The organism is Pseudomonas abieticivorans (assembly GCF_023509015.1).
Taxonomy (GTDB): domain Bacteria; phylum Pseudomonadota; class Gammaproteobacteria; order Pseudomonadales; family Pseudomonadaceae; genus Aquipseudomonas; species Aquipseudomonas abieticivorans.
In genome coordinates this window covers 3,624,936-3,642,273 of record NZ_CP094975.1, presented here as the reverse complement: position 1 = coordinate 3,642,273, position 17,338 = coordinate 3,624,936, and the positions used below count along the sequence as shown (strand labels likewise).

15 protein-coding genes and 1 other RNA gene are annotated in these 17,338 nt (G+C 63.5%); 2 read left to right on the top strand and 14 right to left on the bottom strand.

Annotated elements, in window-relative coordinates:
• Positions 1–4: 4 nt before the first annotated feature.
• The 14 genes from L9B60_RS16705 to rsmI all read right to left on the bottom strand — a co-directional run bounded on the left by L9B60_RS16705 (position 5) and on the right by rsmI (position 14,997).
• On the bottom strand, positions 5–964 hold the full coding sequence (locus L9B60_RS16705; RefSeq protein ID WP_249671849.1) for a D-alanine--D-alanine ligase: 960 nt from the start codon (positions 962–964) through the stop codon (positions 5–7).
• Complete coding sequence (gene murC, locus L9B60_RS16700; protein ID WP_249671848.1) at positions 961–2,418, bottom strand: UDP-N-acetylmuramate--L-alanine ligase; 1,458 nt, start codon at positions 2,416–2,418, stop codon at positions 961–963. Before murC ends, L9B60_RS16705 begins: the two co-directional genes overlap by 4 nt.
• The gene (murG, locus tag L9B60_RS16695) at positions 2,411–3,484 is read right to left on the bottom strand and encodes an undecaprenyldiphospho-muramoylpentapeptide beta-N-acetylglucosaminyltransferase (protein WP_249671842.1); all 1,074 of its coding nucleotides are present in this window, start codon (positions 3,482–3,484) and stop codon (positions 2,411–2,413) included. Before murG ends, murC begins: the two co-directional genes overlap by 8 nt.
• Positions 3,474–4,685 (bottom strand): putative lipid II flippase FtsW, encoded by a 1,212-nt coding sequence (ftsW, locus tag L9B60_RS16690; protein WP_249679759.1) that lies wholly within the window; start codon positions 4,683–4,685, stop codon positions 3,474–3,476. The genes murG and ftsW overlap by 11 nt, the downstream gene beginning before the upstream one ends.
• Positions 4,685–6,031, bottom strand: coding sequence for a UDP-N-acetylmuramoyl-L-alanine--D-glutamate ligase (gene murD / locus L9B60_RS16685; RefSeq protein ID WP_249671841.1), 1,347 nt, complete (start codon positions 6,029–6,031; stop codon positions 4,685–4,687). The genes ftsW and murD overlap by 1 nt, the downstream gene beginning before the upstream one ends.
• 5 nt (positions 6,032–6,036) lie before the next feature.
• Positions 6,037–7,119, bottom strand: a complete 1,083-nt coding sequence (gene mraY, locus L9B60_RS16680; RefSeq protein WP_249671840.1) for a phospho-N-acetylmuramoyl-pentapeptide-transferase — start codon at positions 7,117–7,119, stop codon at positions 6,037–6,039.
• Positions 7,119–8,486, bottom strand: a complete 1,368-nt coding sequence (locus L9B60_RS16675; RefSeq protein ID WP_249671839.1) for a UDP-N-acetylmuramoyl-tripeptide--D-alanyl-D-alanine ligase — start codon at positions 8,484–8,486, stop codon at positions 7,119–7,121. The genes mraY and L9B60_RS16675 overlap by 1 nt, the downstream gene beginning before the upstream one ends.
• The gene (locus tag L9B60_RS16670; RefSeq protein WP_249671838.1) at positions 8,479–9,942 is read right to left on the bottom strand and encodes a UDP-N-acetylmuramoyl-L-alanyl-D-glutamate--2,6-diaminopimelate ligase; all 1,464 of its coding nucleotides are present in this window, start codon (positions 9,940–9,942) and stop codon (positions 8,479–8,481) included. Before L9B60_RS16670 ends, L9B60_RS16675 begins: the two co-directional genes overlap by 8 nt.
• Positions 9,942–11,684, bottom strand: a complete 1,743-nt coding sequence (locus L9B60_RS16665) for a peptidoglycan D,D-transpeptidase FtsI family protein (protein WP_438865987.1) — start codon at positions 11,682–11,684, stop codon at positions 9,942–9,944. The genes L9B60_RS16670 and L9B60_RS16665 overlap by 1 nt, the downstream gene beginning before the upstream one ends.
• Complete coding sequence (gene ftsL, locus L9B60_RS16660) at positions 11,681–11,974, bottom strand: cell division protein FtsL (RefSeq protein WP_249671836.1); 294 nt, start codon at positions 11,972–11,974, stop codon at positions 11,681–11,683. The genes L9B60_RS16665 and ftsL overlap by 4 nt, the downstream gene beginning before the upstream one ends.
• Positions 11,971–12,918, bottom strand: a complete 948-nt coding sequence (gene rsmH, locus L9B60_RS16655; protein ID WP_438865986.1) for a 16S rRNA (cytosine(1402)-N(4))-methyltransferase RsmH — start codon at positions 12,916–12,918, stop codon at positions 11,971–11,973. Before rsmH ends, ftsL begins: the two co-directional genes overlap by 4 nt.
• On the bottom strand, positions 12,915–13,370 hold the full coding sequence (mraZ, locus tag L9B60_RS16650) for a division/cell wall cluster transcriptional repressor MraZ (RefSeq protein WP_249671826.1): 456 nt from the start codon (positions 13,368–13,370) through the stop codon (positions 12,915–12,917). The genes rsmH and mraZ overlap by 4 nt, the downstream gene beginning before the upstream one ends.
• A 305-nt stretch (positions 13,371–13,675) precedes the next feature.
• Positions 13,676–14,035: RNase P RNA component class A (gene rnpB / locus L9B60_RS16645), an RNA gene on the bottom strand.
• A gap of 89 nt (positions 14,036–14,124) precedes the next feature.
• Positions 14,125–14,997: a 16S rRNA (cytidine(1402)-2'-O)-methyltransferase gene (gene rsmI, locus L9B60_RS16640; protein WP_283780517.1), complete on the bottom strand. Its 873-nt coding sequence runs from the start codon at positions 14,995–14,997 to the stop codon at positions 14,125–14,127.
• 189 nt (positions 14,998–15,186) lie between these two features.
• Here rsmI and L9B60_RS16635 point away from each other — a divergent pair, with 189 nt between their 5' ends.
• Together L9B60_RS16635 and L9B60_RS16630 are read left to right on the top strand one after the other, a co-directional pair.
• A complete protein-coding gene (locus L9B60_RS16635) occupies positions 15,187–16,962 on the top strand; it encodes a penicillin-binding protein activator (RefSeq protein WP_249671818.1) in 1,776 nt (591 codons plus the stop codon).
• Positions 16,962–17,333, top strand: a complete 372-nt coding sequence (locus L9B60_RS16630; protein ID WP_249671813.1) for a YraN family protein — start codon at positions 16,962–16,964, stop codon at positions 17,331–17,333. The genes L9B60_RS16635 and L9B60_RS16630 overlap by 1 nt, the downstream gene beginning before the upstream one ends.
• Positions 17,334–17,338 lie beyond the last annotated feature (5 nt).

Below are 17,338 nucleotides of genomic sequence, written 5' to 3'. Positions count from 1 at the left end.
GGGTTTAACCTCGCGCCTCTACGCTGGCCGCCAGGATCGCCAGCACCAACTGCTGGAAATCCAGGCCGGCAGCACGTGCCGCCATAGGGACAAGGCTGTGGTCGGTCATGCCGGGGGCCGTGTTGACCTCCAGCAGCCAGAAACGGCCTTGCTCGTCCTGCATCACATCCAGACGCCCCCAGCCGGTGATACCAATGGCGTCACAGGCGCGAGCGGTCAGGTCGATGAGTTCTGCTTCTTTCTCGGCGCTCAGCCCGCACGGGATTCGATACTGGGTATCGTTGGCCACGTACTTGGCGTCGTAGTCGTAGAAGGTGTGCGGGGTGCCCAGGGCAATGGGCGGCAAGACCTGGCCACGCAGGGTCGCGATGGTGAACTCGGGACCTTGAATCCACTGCTCTACCAGGACTTGCGAATCGTAGGTGCTGGCTGCTTTCCATGCGCCGATCAATTCCTCGACGCTGGTCACTTTGGCCATACCGATACTTGAACCTTCATGGCCCGGTTTGACGATCAAAGGGAAGCCCAGTTCCCTGCCCGCGCAAATACAATCGGCTTCGCTTTCCAGCACGGCGTGGTGCGGGGTGGAAATACCCAGGCTTTGCCACACTTGCTTGGTGCGCAGCTTGTCCATGGCCAGGGCCGAGGCCAGGATGCCACTGCCGGTGTACGGGATGCCCAGGCATTCGAGCAAGCCTTGCATGCTGCCGTCCTCACCGCCGCGACCGTGCAGGATGATGAACGCGCGGTCGATTTTCTCGGTGGTCAAACGGGTCAGGAAATCATCGCCCACGTCGATGCCAAATGCGTCAACGCCGCCGGCCTGCAGCGCTTCAAGCACCGCGCTGCCGGATTTCAGGGACACCTCGCGCTCGGCGCTCTTGCCGCCGAACAACACGGCCACGCGGCCGAAATCCTTCGGGGCGATGGTCGAGAACAGAGAGGAGTAGGCGCTAGCAGTCATTTCGATTTCCCCTCGCCAGCGGCCACGGCGCCAGCGAACAACGGACTTTTCAGTAATTGCGGGGCCAGCCCGCCAATGTCACCGGCACCCTGGCACAGCAGGATGTCACCGGGGCGCAGCAACGGCTTGACCAGCGGCGCCAGTTCCACGCCGCGCTCGATGTAGATCGGGTCCAGTTGGCCGCGCTGGCGAATGCTGTGGCACAGTTGACGGCTGTCGGCACCGGGGATCGGCTCTTCGCCGGCCGGGTAGACTTCCATCAGCAGCAGCACGTTGGCGTCGGCCAGCACCTGTACGAAGTCGTCGTACAGGTCGCGGGTACGGCTGAAGCGGTGCGGCTGATATACCATCACCAAACGGCGATCGGGCCAGCCGCCACGCACGGCGTTGATCACCGCGGCGACTTCGCGCGGGTGGTGGCCGTAGTCGTCGACCAACATCACGTTGCCGCCTTCCACCGGCAGCTCGCCGTACACCTGGAAGCGTCGGCCTACGCCCTGGAAGCCTGAAAGACCTTGCACGATGGCTTCGTCGCTGATGCCTTCGTCGCTGGCGATGGCGATGGTGGCCAAGGCGTTGAGCACGTTGTGGTTGCCGGGCATGTTCACCGACACGTTCAACGGCTCGCGGTCACGGCGCAGCACGGTGAAATAGGTTTGCATGCCGGCCTGGCGAATGTTGATCGCGCGCACGTCGGCTTCTTCGCTGACGCCGTAAGTCATGGTCGGGCGAGCGATCTGCGGGAGAATCTCGCGCACCACCGGGTCGTCCAGGCACACCACGGCCAAGCCATAGAACGGCAGGTTGTGGAGGAATTCGACGAAGGTTTTCTTCAACTTGTTGAAGTCGCCCTCGTAGGTGTCCATGTGGTCGGCGTCGATGTTGGTGACCACGGCCACCAGCGGCTGCAAGTGCAGGAAGCTGGCATCGCTCTCGTCGGCCTCGGCGATCAGGTAGCGGCTGGTACCCAACTGCGCATTGGTACCGGCAGCGTTCAAACGGCCACCGATGACGAACGTCGGGTCCAGGCCACCGGCGGCGAACACCGAAGCGATCAGGCTGGTGGTGGTGGTTTTGCCGTGGGTACCGGCCACGGCGATGCCGTGACGGTAGCGCATCAGCTCGGCGAGCATTTCGGCACGCGGTACTACTGGAATACGGCGCTCAAGGGCGGTCGCCACTTCCGGGTTGGAGGTGTTGACGGCGCTGGAGGTGACCAGCACGTCGGCACTGGCGGCGTTTTCCGCGCGGTGGCCGATGAAGATTTCGGCGCCGAAGGACTTCAGCCGCTCGGTGACAGGCGAGGCCTTGAGGTCGGAACCCGACACTTGGTAACCCAGGTTCAGCAGCACCTCGGCGATGCCGCACATGCCCACGCCGCCGATGCCGACGAAGTGGATACGGCGGATGCGGCGCATTTCCGGTTGCGGCATGGCTTTCTGATTTTCAACCATGGGCCACCTCCAGGCAGACTTCGACGACGGTGCGCGTGGCATCGGGTTTGGCCAGGCGACGGGCAGTGGTCGCCATGCTGTTGAGTTTTTCCGGGTGCATCAGTACCTCTTTCAGGCGGTCAGCCAACTGGGCTGCGCCGGTAGTCGCTTGCGGCATCAGGAAGGCAGCGCCTTCACGGGCCAGATAGTCGGCGTTTTGCGTCTGGTGGTCGTCGATCGCGTGCGGCAAGGGCACCAGCAACGATGGCAAGCCGGCCGCCGCCAGCTCGCTCACGGTCAGGGCGCCGGCGCGGCAGATCACCAGGTCGGCCCAGCCATAGGCTTGAGCCATGTCTTTGATGAACGGCGCGACCTGAGCTTCAATGCCCACGGTGCGATAGCGTTCGGCGGTGACATCCGCATGGTTCTTGCCCGTTTGATGGAACACTTCGGGGCGAAATTCTGCCGGGACCAAGGCCAAGGCCTCGGGTACCAGCTTGTTCAATGGCTCGGCGCCCAGGCTGCCACCGGTGATCAGCAACCGCGGCTTGCGCCCGGCCAGGCTTTGGCGCGGGGTTTCCAGGAACAGCTCGGTGCGCACCGGGTTGCCGGTGGTACGGCGCTTGGCCGAGGCACTGAAGGTATTCGGGAAAGCTTCGCAGACTCGGCTGGCCAACGGCACCAGCATCCGATTGGCGGTACCGGCCACGGCGTTCTGCTCGTGGACGATCACCGGCACCCCGGCAAGCTTCGCCGCCAGGCCGCCAGGGCCTGTGACGTAGCCACCGAAGCCGACCACGCACACCGGCTTGAGCTGACGAATGACCCGTCGCGCCTGGAACAACGCCTTGATCAGCACGAACGGCGCCTTGAGCAGGGACAATTTGCCCTTGCCGCGCAGCCCAGTGACGTTGATCAGGTGCAGTTTCAGCCCGGCCGCCGGCACCAGTTCGTTTTCGATGCCGCGCGGCGTGCCTAGCCAGTGCACGGTGTAACCACGGGCCTGGAATTCCTTGGCGCACGACAGCGCCGGAAATACATGCCCACCGGTACCACCGGCCATGATCAGGATGTTTTTATCGGCCATGGGGCGACTCCTCGGCGAAGTCACTCTCATTGAACTCGGTCTCTTCGCTGCCCAGGTGCGTGCGGCTCTCCCACTCGATGCGCAGCAACAAGCCAAGGCAGGCACAGCAGATCACCAGCGAACTGCCGCCGTAACTGAGGAACGGCAAGGTCAGGCCCTTGGTCGGCAACAAGCCGACGTTCACACCGATATTGATCAAAAACTGACCGATCCACAGGAACGACAGACCGTAGGCCATGTAGGCGGCGAAAAACTGTTTGGAGCGCTCGGCCCACATGCCGATGTACATGCCGCGGATACACACGAACACGAACAGCGCTACGGTGCACAGCGAACCGACCACGCCCAGTTCTTCGGCCAATACCGAGAACACGAAGTCGGTGTGCGCTTCAGGCAGGTAGAACTGCTTCTGCACGCTATTGCCCAGGCCGGCGCCCAACCAGCCACCGCGACCGAAGGCGATCAGCGCCTGGGTCAACTGGTAGCCGGAACCGAACTGGTCCGCCCAAGGGTCGGTGAAGGTGGTCAAACGCGCCATCCGGTAGGGTTGCGCCTGCACCAGGATAAACACCGCGGCCACCGCCAGCACCACCATCAGGCTGAAGCGGAACAGGCCCACGCCGCCGAGGAACAGCATGGCCGCCGCAGCGCCCATCATCACCACGGTGGCACCGAAGTCGGGCTCCATCAGCAAGAGCCCCGCCATGGGCAGCAGCACGATGAACGGCTTGAAGAAGCCCATCCAGCTCTCGCGCACTTCCTTCTGTTGGCGCACCAGGTAACCGGCCAGGAAGATCACCACGAACACCTTGGCCACTTCCGAGGGCTGCACGTTGAACGCGCTGAAGCCGATCCAGCGCATCGAACCGTTTACCTCGCGGCCAATGCCCGGTACCAGCACCAGTACCAGCAGGCCGAAGGCACCCATCAGCATGAACCAACCCAGGCGTTGCCAGGTGGCGATGGGGATCATCATGGTCACGCCGCAGGCGCCCAGGCCCAGCACCAGGTACACCAGGTGGCGAATCATCATGTACAGCGGGTTGCCGGAGTTCACCGCCGCCACTTCCGAGGAAGCCGAGGCGATCATCACCAGGCCCAGGCCCAGCAGCGCCAGGCAGCCGGCCAGCATCGGGAAGTCGACGTCGATGCCTCGACCACTGATGAGCGGCGATGGGTACGGCTTGATCACGCCAAGAATCATGACAAGCCCTCCACGGCTTGGGCGAACAGGCGCCCGCGCTCTTCGTAGTTCTTGAACATGTCCAGGCTCGCGCAGGCCGGCGACAGCAACACTGCGTCCCCCGGTTGGGCCAATTCGGCGCAACGAGCGACGGCGTCGTCCAGGTTGCTCACGCGCACCAGTGGCACGCTGTCACCCAGCACCTGGGCAATCAGTTCGGCGTCACGGCCGATCAGTACCACGGCGCGGCAATGGGCAGCGATCGGCGCCTTGAGGCCGGAAAAATCCGCGCCCTTGCCATCGCCACCGGCCACCAGCACCAACTTGCCGTCGATATCGGTACCCAGGCCTTCGATAGCGGCCAGGGCCGCGCCGACGTTGGTGGCCTTGGAGTCGTCGTAGTAGCTCACGCCATTGAGTTCACGCAGCCATTGGCAACGGTGGGCAAGCCCGGCAAAGGTGCGCAGCGTGGCCAGCATCGGCTCGAATGGCAGGCCCACGGCGTGGCCCAGGGCCAGGGCCGCAAGGGCATTGGCCTGGTTGTGCGCGCCACGGATTTTCAGTTCGCTGGCCGGCATCAGGTTCTGGAATTCGAAGGCCAGGTATTTCTCGCCGTTCTCTTCACGCAGGCCGAACGCCTTGAAGTCCGGCTTGTTCAGGCCGAAGCTCCAGCACGGCAGGCCTTCGCCCATCAACGGACGGGTCAAGGCGTCCTGGCGGTTGAACACCACTTGGCGGGCACCACGGAAGATCCGGTGCTTGGCCAGGTGGTAGGCCGGCAGGCCGCTGTAGCGGTCCATGTGGTCTTCGCTGATGTTCAACACGGTGGCCACTTCGGCGTTCAATTGGTCGGTGGTTTCCAGTTGGAAACTCGACAGCTCCATCACGTACAGCTCGACGTCGTCGCCGAGCAGGTCCAGCGCCGGGGTGCCGAGGTTGCCGCCCACGGCCACGCGCTTGCCGGCCGCAGCCGCCATGTCGCCGACCAGGGTGGTGACGGTGCTCTTGGCATTGGAACCGCTGATGGCCACGATCGGCGCCTTCGCGTGACGCGCGAACAGCTCGATATCACCGGAAAGCTTCACGCCACGAGCCGCTGCGGCTTGCAGCGCCGGGGTCGCCAGGGCCAAGCCGGGGCTGACGTACAGCTCGCTGGCACGGCACAAAAATTCCACGTCCAGCTCGCCACAGCGCACGTCGACGTGCGGGTAGTCACGGCGCAGTGTCGCCAGTTCCGGCGGATTCTCGCGCGTGTCGGCCACGGCAAAGGCAATGCCCTGGTGCGCGAGGAAGCGCACCAGGGACATGCCGCTCTTGCCGAGGCCGACAACGATGCGGAATTGGTCAGAAGCGATCAGAGACACTCGTTCTACCTCAGTTTCAGCGTGGCAAGGCCGATCAACACGAGAATCACGGTGATGATCCAGAAACGGACGATCACGCGTGGCTCGGGCCAGCCCTTGAGTTCAAAATGGTGGTGGATCGGTGCCATGCGGAAGACGCGGCGACCGGTCAGCTTGAAGGAAGCAACCTGAATGACCACTGAAAGGGTTTCCACCACGAAAATGCCGCCCATGATGAACAGCACGATTTCCTGGCGAACGATCACGGCGATGGTGCCCAGGGCTGCACCCAGCGCCAGCGCGCCAACGTCACCCATGAACACTTGCGCAGGGTAGGTGTTGAACCACAGGAAGCCCAGGCCGGCACCGATCAGCGCGCCGCAGAACACGATCAGCTCGCCCGCGCCCGGCACGTAGGGAATCAGCAGGTAGTCGGCGAACTTGATGTTGCCCGACAGGTAGCAAAAGATCCCCAGTGCGCCACCGACCATCACGGTCGGCAGGATGGCCAGGCCGTCCAGGCCGTCGGTCAGGTTGACCGCGTTGCTGGAGCCGACGATCACGAAATAGGTCAGCACGATGAAGCCGGCGCCCAATGGAATGCTGGCATCCTTGAGCATCGGGATGATCAGGGTGGTTTCCACCGCGCTTGGCGCGGTGACGTACAGGAACACCGCGGCGCCCAGGCCAAATACCGACTGCCAGAAATACTTCCAGCGGCTTGGCAGGCCGCGCGAGTTCTTCTCGATCACCTTGCGGTAGTCATCGACCCAGCCGATGCCACCGAACAGCAGGGTTACCAGCAACACGGTCCACACGTAGCGGTTGGACAGGTCCGCCCACAGCAGCGTGCTGATACCGATCGCGGACAAGATCAACGCGCCGCCCATGGTCGGGGTTCCGGACTTGGACAGGTGCGATTGCGGGCCGTCGTTACGCACGGCCTGGCCGATCTGGCGAATCTGCAGGGTACGGATCATCCATGGGCCCAGGCACAGGGCCAGTGACAACGCGGTCAATACACCCAGGATCCCGCGCAGGGTCAGGTATTGGAAGACCGCGAAGCCTTTGTAGAACTGTTGCAGATACTCAGCCAGCAGCAGCAGCATTAATGTTTCTCCCCGCTGGAACCGCACAAGGCCGCCACGACGTTTTCCATCGCAGCGCTGCGCGAACCCTTGATCAAAATAGTGGTGTTAGTGGCCTGCTCGGCGCCAAGGGCGGCGATCAGGTCAGCTTGAGTAGCGAAATGGCGGGCATTGGAACCGAACGCGGCCACTGCATGGGCCATCATCGGACCTACGGCATACAGGGCGTCGACCTTGCCCTTGGCGTATTCACCGACCTGCTGGTGACCCTCTTGCGCCCATTGCCCCAATTCGCCGATGTCTCCGAGCACCAGAACGGTGCGGCCGGAAAAGCCGGCGAGTATATCAATGGCAGCACACATTGAGGTGGGGTTTGCGTTATAGCTGTCGTCGATGACCCGCAGCCCGGATGTGGTCACTTGGGCAACGGTGCGCCCCTTGACCGGTTGCACGCTTTGCAGCCCTTCGACAATCCCGCCCAGCGCCAGGCCAAAGGCATGCGCGGCAGCGGCGGCAGCCAAGGCGTTCTGTACGTTGTGGGTACCCAGCAGGTTCAATTGGACCCGGCCGGAACCCTGCAGGCCGTGCAAGGTGAACGAGGGGCAGCCGCGCTCGTCGAACGCGATGTCGCTGGCATGAAAATCAGCAGCGCTGTTTTCCAGGGCGAACGTCATGACCCGGCGCTGGCCGGCGCGCGCCTTCCAGATGCCGAATGCCTTGTCGTCCAGGTTCAGCACGGCGGTGCCGTCAGCGTCCAGGCCTTCAAGAATCTCGCCCTTGGCTTCGACAATTTTTTCCGGGCCGCCGAACTCGCCGACATGGGCGGTACCGGCATTGTTGATCAATGCTACCTGCGGCTTGGTCAGGCCGACGGTGTAGGCGATTTCGCCGATGCGCGAGGCGCCCAGCTCGATGACCGCCGCCGTATGCTCGGCAGCGATCTCCAGTAGCGTCAGTGGCGCGCCCAGGTCGTTGTTCAGGTTGCCACGCGTGGCCAGCACCGGGCCTTGGGTACGCAGGATACCGGCCAGCAATTCCTTGACCGTGGTTTTGCCGCTGGAGCCGGTGATGGCCGCGACCGGGCGGGTAAACGCCGCACGGTTGAGCGCAGCCAGTTGGCCCAGGGCCACCCGGCAGTCGGCCACCACCAGTTGCGGCAAGCTGCTACCCGCCACCGCGTGCTCCACCAGGGCCGCCACCGCGCCTTTGGCAGCGACGTCATCCAGGTAGTTGTGGCCGTCGAAGTTCGGCCCGGTCAGGGCCACGAACAATTGCCCGGCGCCGATGGCGCGGCTGTCGATGCTGACACCGGTGAAACTGGCGTCGCTACCGTGCAGGTGGGCAGCCAAGGGCTTGATCAATTGCGTCAGGGACATGGGCTTAAGCATGGTCCACCTCCCATTGCGCCAGGGCCTTCTGGGCTTCGACCAGATCGGAGAAGTCGTGGCGCTGGCCGTTGATTTCCTGATAGTCCTCATGGCCCTTGCCGGCCAGGACAATGATGTCGTCGAGCGCTGCGGCGGCGATCAACTGGGCGATGGCCACGCCACGCCCAGGTACGAATTGCACGGCATCCACGGCGGTGAAGCCTGGGCGGATGTCGTCGAAAATGGCTTGCGGGTCTTCGCTGCGCGGATTGTCGTCGGTGACCAGCACGCGATCAGCCAGGCGCTCGGCCACTTCGGCCATCAACGGGCGCTTGCCGCGGTCACGATCACCGCCGCAGCCGAACAGGCACAGCAACTGCCCGGTGACATGCGGGCGCAGGGCTTGCAGGACTTTTTCCAACGCGTCGGGCGTGTGGGCGTAATCGACCACCACCAACGGCCGTGCACCGCCGCCCAGGCGCTGCATGCGGCCAACCGGCCCTTCCAGCTCCGGCACCACCGCCAGGATCTGTTCCAGCGAATAGTCCAGGGCCAGCAAAGCGCCAATGGCCGCCAGCACGTTGCTCAGGTTGAAGCGGCCCAACAGGCGGCTTTGCAGGGCATACTCGCCGTCGGCGGTCACCAGCGTGGCGCGCACGCCGTGGTCATCGAAACTGGCCTGGCGGCAGAACAGCGTGGCGCCGGTATCTTCAAGGCTGTAGGTGATCAGGCGAGAGGCCTGCTCACGGGTCGCCAGTTCGCGACCGAATTCGTCATCCAGGTTAATCACCCGGCTACCCAACCCCGGCCAGGCAAACAGCCGGGCCTTGGCTTCGGCGTAGGCTTTCATGCTGCCGTGGTAGTCCAAGTGGTCGCGGGACAGGTTGGTCAGTACCGCCACGTCATAGGCCAGGGCGGTCACTCGGCCCTGGTCCAGCGCGTGGGAGGACACTTCCATGGCCACGGCCTGGGCGCCGGCTTTTTTCAGTTGCGCCAAGGTAGCCTGCACGGCCACGGCATCGGGCGTGGTCAGCTTGCCACTCTCGATAGCGCCATAAAAACCAGCGCCCAAGGTGCCGATCAAACCGCACTTTCTGCCCAACAGGTCGAGCGCCTGGGCCACCAGCAGGCTGACGCTGGTCTTGCCGTTGGTGCCGGTCACGCCCACCAGGTCCAGTGAACGGCCTGGGTCGCCATAAAAGCGCCCGGCGATGTCGGACAATTGCTTGCTCAGGCCCTTGACCGGGATCATAGGGATGTCGGTCATCGGCAGCACGGTGGCGCCTTCGACTTCGTAAGCAATGGCTGCGGCGCCATGGGCAATGGCGTCGGCGATGTGCGCACGGCCATCGACACGGGCACCGGGCACGGCCAGGAACAGGTCGCCCGGGCTGACCGCGCGGCTGTCCAAGGCCAGGCCGCGTATAGTCAGGTCGCGGTCGATCTGGGCGAAAATCTTGCTCAAGGGAATCGCCATCAGCCGCGCCCTCCCTTGACCGGTGCCGTGGTTTGCGCCTGCTGTTGCGGCGTGCTCGGCAGGTTGTCGGGGGTCACGTTCATCAGGCGCAAGGTGCCGGACATCACTTTGCTGAACACCGGTGCCGAGACCAGGCCACCGAAGTAGCCGGCCTTGCTCGGCTCATCGATGACCACGACGATGGCGTAGCGTGGATCGCTCATCGGGCCGAAGCCTGCGAACAGCGAGCGGTAGGCGTTCTCGGTGTAGCCACGCGAGCCCACGGTCGCTTTACGCGCCGTACCGGACTTGCCGGCCACGTGGTAGCCCGGCACCCGCGCACGGTAGACGCCGCGCGGATCCTCGATCACCTGTTGCATCATGCCCTGCAGGGTTTTCGCCACTTGCTCGGGCATCACTTGCGTGGCCTGGGGCTTGTTGTCCGGGTCGGTCTTGAGAATGGTCAACGGCACGATGCGGCCGTTGTTGGCGATGGCCGAATAGGCGTGCACCAACTGCAACGCCGTCACCGACAGGCCGTAGCCGTAGGACAGGGTCGCAGTCTCGGCCTTTTTCCACTCGCGGTGGTTCGGCAGGTTGCCAACGCGCTCGCCCGGGAAGCCCAGGCCGGTGTACTGGCCCAGGCCCACGGCCGACATCGCCCGGTATACGGCTTCGCCACCGATGTCGAAGGCCACCTTGCTCATGCCCACGTTACTGGAATTGATCAGGATGCCGGTCAGGTCGAGGATCGGGCCTTCGGTCTTGGTCACGTCTTTAATGGTGTAGCGGCCGATCTGCAGGGTGCCGGGGTACACTTCGACCTTGTCGGTGGGTTTCCAGCGCCCGCTTTCCAGCGCCGCACTCATGGAAATCGGCTTCATGGTCGAACCGGGTTCAAACACGTCGATGATCGCGCGGTTGCGCATCGAGGCGGGGAACATGGTGCGACGGTTGTTAGGGTTATAGGTGGGCTGGTTGACCATGGCCAGCACTTCGCCGGTCTTCACATCCATGATCACCATGCTGCCGGCCTTGGCCTCGTTCTCGACGATGGCGTTGCGCAGCTCGCGGTTGGCCAGGTATTGCAGGCGCAGGTCAATAGACAAAGCCAAGGTCTTGCCGGCCTTGGCGTTTTTGGTGACTTGCACGTCCTTGATCAGCCGGCCGCGCCGGTCCTTGATCACCTGACGTTTGCCGGGCACCCCGGCCAGCCAGTCATCGTAGGCCAGCTCCACCCCTTCGCGACCGTGGTCGTCCAGGTCGGTAAAGCCGACCATGTGCGCGGTCACGTCACCGGCGGGGTAAAACCTGCGGAATTCTTCGATGCCATAAACACCTGGCACCTTGAGGTCGAGCACCGACTGGCCCTGCTCCGGGGTCAAGCCGCGCACCAGGTAGATGAACTCTTTGGTGGCCTGGGCTTCCAGGCGCTCGGTCAGTTGCTTGGGATCCTGGCCCAGGGCGGCGGCCAGCGCTGGCCACTTGTCTTTGCCGGCCTGCATTTCCTTGGGGTTGGCCCACAGGGTAGTCACCGGGGTACTGACGGCCAGGGGCTCGCCATTACGGTCGGTGATCAGGCCACGGTGCGCCGGGATCGGGATATGGCGCACGCTGCGCGCATCGCCTTGGCCTTTGAGGAAGTCATGGTCGATGACCTGCAGGTCGACGATACGCCAGGTGATCGCGCCCACCATGATGGCCAGCAAGCCGACCATCACGCGGAATCGCCATGGGTACATGGCCCCTTCGAGCTTCATCATGGCGCCACCATGCGGATTTCAGCGGCGTCGGGGATGCGCATCTTCAATTGATCGCTGGCCAAGGCCTCGATACGGCTATGGGCGGTCCAGGTGCTTTGCTCCAGGATCAACCGGCCCCACTCGGCCTGCGCCTTGTCGCGCTCGTTCAATTCACCGTACAGGGTGTTGAGCAACTGGCGGTTGAGGTGGGCGCTGTAGGAAACGCCAATCGCCGAAACGAGCACGGCGATAAAAAGCAGAAGCATCAGGAAGCTTCCGCCTGGCAATGGCTTGGCGTACAGCTTGCTCACCGCAACTTCTCCGCCACGCGCATGACCGCGCTACGCGAGCGCGGGTTGGCCTTGAGCTCGGCCTCGGAGGCGAACTGGGCCTTGCCGTGCACCTTGATGATCGGCTCGAAGGCTTGATGACGCACAGGCAGGTTGCGCGGCAGCTTATCGGCCTCGCCCTTGGCCAGCTTGCGCATGAACAGCTTGACGATGCGGTCTTCCAGCGAGTGGAAGCTGATGACCACCAGGCGGCCGCCGATTTCCAGGGATGCCAGGGCCGCTTCAAGGCCAGCCTCAAGGTCGGCAAGCTCGCTGTTGACGTGGATGCGCAGGCCCTGGAACGCGCGGGTGGCCGGGTTCTTGCCCTTTTCCCAGGCGGGGTTGGCCACCTTGAGCACTTCGGCCAGGTCGCCGGTGCGTTCGAACGGCTTGGTTTCGCGGCGGGCAACCACGGCGTTGGCCATGCGCCTGGCGAAACGCTCTTCACCGTACTCCTTGAACACCCGGGCGATTTCTTCGGCAGGCGCGGTGGCGATGAACTCGGCGGCACTGACACCGCGCGTCGGGTCCATGCGCATGTCCAGCGGGCCGTCGTTCATGAAGCTGAAACCGCGCTCCGGGTCGTCGAGCTGAGGCGAGGAAACGCCCAAGTCCAGCAACACGCCGTTGACCTTGCCGGCCAGGCCTTGCAACTGGATCTCGGAACCCATCTCGGCAAAGCTGCGCTGCACAATGACAAAGCGGCCGTCTTCGGCCGCCAGCGCTTGCCCGGTGGCAATCGCTTGAGGATCCTTGTCGAACCCCAACAACCGGCCATCCGGGCCCAGGTGCTTGAGGATCAGGCGGCTGTGGCCGCCGCGGCCGAAGGTGCCGTCCAGATAGCAGCCATCGGCGCGTATGGCGAGAGCCTCGACGGCTTCGTCAAGCAACACGGTGATGTGGTTAAAGCCGCTATCTATAGTCACAGAATCAAATCACGCAGTTCATCAGGCATGGCGCCCGGTTGTTGAATAGCTGCCAGGTCCGCTGCATTCACAGCGTTCCAGGCGTCCTCGTCCCACAGTTGGAACTTGTTCAACTGGCCCACCAACATCGCGCGCTTGTCCAGATTGGCGTATTCGCGCAACCGCGGCGGTACCAGAAAACGCCCACTGCCATCGAGTTCCAGATCAACCGCGTTGCCAATCAGCAACCTTTGCAGACGGCGGTTCTCTTCACGTAGCGATGGCAATGCGCGCAGCTTTGTTTCGATAATTTCCCACTCATCGAGCGGGTAGACGCAGAGGCAACGGTCGACGGCATCAATAGTGACGATCAGTTGCCCGGAGGAACGCGAATCCAGCTCGTCACGGTACCGGCTCGGCATAGCGAGACGACCCTTGGCATCGAGACTGATGGCATTAGCTCCGCGAAACACAGATCGCTACCCCAATTTTACCGTTTTCGGCTTAAAAAACCCACTTTGTGCCACTTTCCGCCACTTGCGCACACTATAGGAATGCGCCCGTACCACCGTCAAGGCGCGCTCGTAAGGAAAAGCCTTACAGATCGGAGATTTACGAGACAAAGAGAAGGCGGGGGGGCAATTTCCGGACGTAGCGAGGGAACAAAGCGAAGTAAACTCAAGGAGCTACGTCACAAAGTTAAAGTAATTTATTAAGTGTAAGATTTTTTCGGTATTACAAATCGCTTCGGCTATTGATTGAAGCGAGGGAGGGAGAGGTGGAGAGTCGATCTGTAAGCCGGGTTCTGTCGAGAACAGTCATTCCTCTACGATGGCCATCACTGGACACCTTTAGCAACCTACCCGGTTCCAACGCGGGCCGCGCCATATGGAACCCTATTTGGTCTTGCTCCGAGTGGGGTTTGCCTAGCCACGAACTGTTACCAGACGTGCGGTGCGCTCTTACCGCACCTTTTCACCCTTACCGGCGCTTGCGCGCTTAGGCGGTTATTTTCTGTGGCACTTTCCGTAGGCTCGCGCCTCCCAGGTGTTACCTGGCACTCTGCCCTATGGAGCCCGGACTTTCCTCCCCCCTCTTTTGCGGAACAAAAGAAGGCAGCGACTGTCCAATCGACTCTCCGCCGACAAGGTTACAGCTTTGAGCCCCAAGCCACAAGCTGCAAGCTGATTGCGCGCAGCCTCTAGCTTGCAGCTTATAGGTTTAGGCTTACGCCGGCTTCTGTTTTTCCAGGGCCACCTGGTACAGCACGTTCTTGCGCACACCGGTGATCTCGGCCGCCAAGGCCGCTGCGCGCTTGAGCGGCATCTCGGCCAACAACAGGTCGAGGATGCGCATCACCTCGCCACTCACTGCCTCTTCGTTTTCCGGCGCGGTCCAGCCCGCGACCAACACCACGCACTCGCCGCGCTGCTGGTTGCTGTCGCCTTCGACAAAGGCGCGCAGCTCGGCCAGGGGCAACCCCTTGAGCGTTTCGAAGGTCTTGGTCAGCTCACGCGCCAGCAACGCCGGCCGCTCGGGGCCAAATACCGCCTCCATGTCCTGCAGGCATTCGAGGATGCGGTGCGGGGCCTCATAAAAGATCAGCGTGCGCGGCTCTTCCTTAACCAACTCCAGTCGCGCGCGGCGGCCGACGGCCTTGGCGGGCAGGAAGCCTTCGAAAATGAAGCGGTCCGATGGCAAGCCGGCAGCCGACAGCGCCGCGATCAAGGCGCAGGCACCCGGCACCGGCACCACCGCCACGCCGGCGGCCCGGGCCTGACGCACCAGGTGGTAACCGGGGTCGGAGATCAGCGGCGTGCCCGCGTCGGAAATCAGCGCCACGCTTTCGCCAGCCAGCAGCTTGGTCAAAAAGCGCCCACCCTCATCGCGCTCATTGTGTTCGTGGCAGGCCGCCAACGGGGTCTGGATGCCAAAGTGCTGGAGCAGGCGGATCGAGTGGCGGGTGTCCTCGGCGGCAATCAGCGCCACGTCAGCCAGTACCTTGAGGGCCCGCGCACTCATGTCGTCCAGGTTACCGATGGGGGTCGCGACCACATAAAGTGTGCCAGCAGTGGAATTAGAAGCACCCGGAGCAGTCACAGCACACACCTTTGGTTGGCAAAACCGCCATTGTACAGCCTGGCGCCACGTCGTCACGGCGCAACATCTCAAGCACCGCCGAAAACTTTTGTACACAGCAAAACCTGCGTTTCACGCCAGTGAGTTCGCGCCCAGGCCAGCGCTTGGGTACAATCGCCGGTCAAACCGATTCAGATCAGGAAGATAGTCATGATTGCTTGCCTGCGGCTGTTCTCTGCCCTCTGCCTGGCCGTGCTGTTGGCGGCCTGCGCCAGCTCGCCTTCGTCCAGCCTGGGTGAACTGCCCCGCACCCCCGATGCCTCCATCGAGCAACTGCTTGAGCAGGCTGCCAGCGCCAGCACGCCGGAAAAAGCCTCGCAACTGCGCCTGAGCGCAGCCGACCAGGCTTACCAGCAGAAAGACACTGCCCGCGCCACGCAGATCCTTGCCCAAGTGCAACTCGGCGTGCTCAAGCCCGGCGCGCAGATCCAGGCCAGCACCCTGGCCGCGGAACTGGCCATGGCACGCAACCAACCCAAGGAAGCCCTGGCTGCCTTGAACCACCCAAGCCTGGAACACCTGGGCGAGCTGTCGGTGGAGCAACAGGTGCGCACCCATACCGTACGCGCCCGCGCCCTGGAAGCCGATAACCAGACCCTGGCCGCCGCGCGTGAGCGGGTGTTCATCGCCCCACTGATCAGTGGTGATGCCGCCAACGCCAACCACGAAGCGATCTGGGCCTTGGTGGCCAGCCTGCCGGTCGAGCAGTTGCAAGCCAGCGGCAACGACGACCTGGCCGGCTGGCAGAGCCTGGCCCTGGCAGTTAAAAGCGCCGGCACCCTGGACCAGCAAAAAACCGCGATCGATACCTGGCGTGCCCAGCACCCCGGCCACCCGGCCGCCAAGCAACTGCCTGGCGCCCTGGTCAAGCTCAAAGAGCTGGCCGACGTTCCGCTGACCAAGATCGCCCTGCTGCTGCCCCAACAAGGCCAACTGGCCTCGGTGGGCCGCGCCCTGCGCGACGGCTTCATGGCCGCCTATTACCAAGCCCAGCAAGCTGGCCAGAAACCACCTGCCATCGAAGTGTTCGACAGCTCGCGCGTCACTTCCATGGATGACTTCTATCGCCAGGCCCAGGCCGCCGGCGCGCAGTTGGTGGTCGGCCCGCTGGAAAAAACCCTGGTCAAGCAACTGACGTCGCACCCGCAATTGCCCATCACCACCCTGGCACTGAACTACAGCGACACTACCGCCGGCGGCCCGCCACAGCTGTTCCAGTTCGGCCTTGCCGCTGAAGACGAAGCTCGCGAAGTGTCCCGCCGCGCCCGCGCCGACGGCCTGCACACCGCCGTGGCCCTGGTGCCACGCGGCGAATGGGGCGACCGTGTGCTGGCCGCCTTCCGCCAGGACTTCGAAGCCAATGGCGGCCAACTGCTGGGCTCCGAGCGCGTCGACCAGCCGGTCGCGCTGGCGCAGCAGATTGCCCAACTGATGCAAGTGCGTGGGACCGGTCAGGGCGGCACACCGTCGCGCCGTCAGGACGTGAACTTCATCTTCCTGGCTTCCACCCCGCAACTGGCCCAGCAAATCAAGCCGACGCTCAACTATCAGTACGCCGGCGACGTGCCGGTCTACGCCACCTCCAACGTCTTCAGCGCCACTGGCGACCAGGCGCAGTACAACGACATGAACGGCATCCGCTTCTGCGAAACCCCATGGCTGCTGGACACCAGCAACGGCCTGCGCCAGCAAGTGGTCAAGCAGTGGCCCCAGGCCGGCGGCAGCTTGGGCCGCCTGTACGCCATGGGCGTGGACGCTTTCACCCTGGCACCGCGCCTGGGCCAGCTCAAGGCGCTGCCAGACAACCGCGTGCAAGGCCTGTCGGGCAACCTGAGCCTGAGCCAGGGCCAACGCGTGCAGCGCGAGCTGCCGTGGGCCCAGTTCAATGGCGGCCAAATCCAGCGCCTGCCGGACACCCCGCAGTAATGCCCGCCACTGCGCGCCAGCAGGCTGGGCGAGAGGCCGAGGCGCAAGCGCTCCGGCACCTTGAACAGCAGGGTTTGCACCTGCTGGCGCGCAACTGGTTATGTAAACACGGTGAGCTTGATCTGGTCATGCTTGACGGCGATACAGTAGTATTCGTCGAAGTCCGCTACCGACTGCACGCAGGTTGGGGCGGCGCGCTCGAAAGTGTCGATGCGCGCAAGCGTGAAAAGCTGGTCGTCGCCGCGCAGGTATTCCTGCAAAAGGAAGCGCGCTGGGCCGATCACCCCTGCCGTTTCGACGTGATTGCCCTGGAAGGCACCGCCGGCCAGGCACAGCGCCTGAACTGGCTACGCGACGCCTTCGATAGCTGAAGGGC

Bases quoted from the DNA above. Each gene is read 5' to 3' on its own strand.
- L9B60_RS16705 (WP_249671849.1), bottom strand. From the start codon at position 964: ATGACTGCTAGCGCCTACTCCTCTCTGTTCTCGACCATCGCCCCGAAG.
- murC (WP_249671848.1), bottom strand. From the start codon at position 2,418: ATGGTTGAAAATCAGAAAGCCATGCCGCAACCGGAAATGCGCCGCATC.
- murG (WP_249671842.1), bottom strand. From the start codon at position 3,484: ATGGCCGATAAAAACATCCTGATCATGGCCGGTGGTACCGGTGGGCAT.
- mraY (WP_249671840.1), bottom strand. From the start codon at position 7,119: ATGCTGCTGCTGCTGGCTGAGTATCTGCAACAGTTCTACAAAGGCTTC.
- L9B60_RS16675 (WP_249671839.1), bottom strand. From the start codon at position 8,486: ATGCTTAAGCCCATGTCCCTGACGCAATTGATCAAGCCCTTGGCTGCC.
- L9B60_RS16670 (WP_249671838.1), bottom strand. From the start codon at position 9,942: ATGGCGATTCCCTTGAGCAAGATTTTCGCCCAGATCGACCGCGACCTG.
- L9B60_RS16665 (WP_438865987.1), bottom strand. From the start codon at position 11,684: ATGATGAAGCTCGAAGGGGCCATGTACCCATGGCGATTCCGCGTGATG.
- L9B60_RS16635 (WP_249671818.1), top strand. From the start codon at position 15,187: ATGATTGCTTGCCTGCGGCTGTTCTCTGCCCTCTGCCTGGCCGTGCTG.
- L9B60_RS16630 (WP_249671813.1), top strand. From the start codon at position 16,962: ATGCCCGCCACTGCGCGCCAGCAGGCTGGGCGAGAGGCCGAGGCGCAA.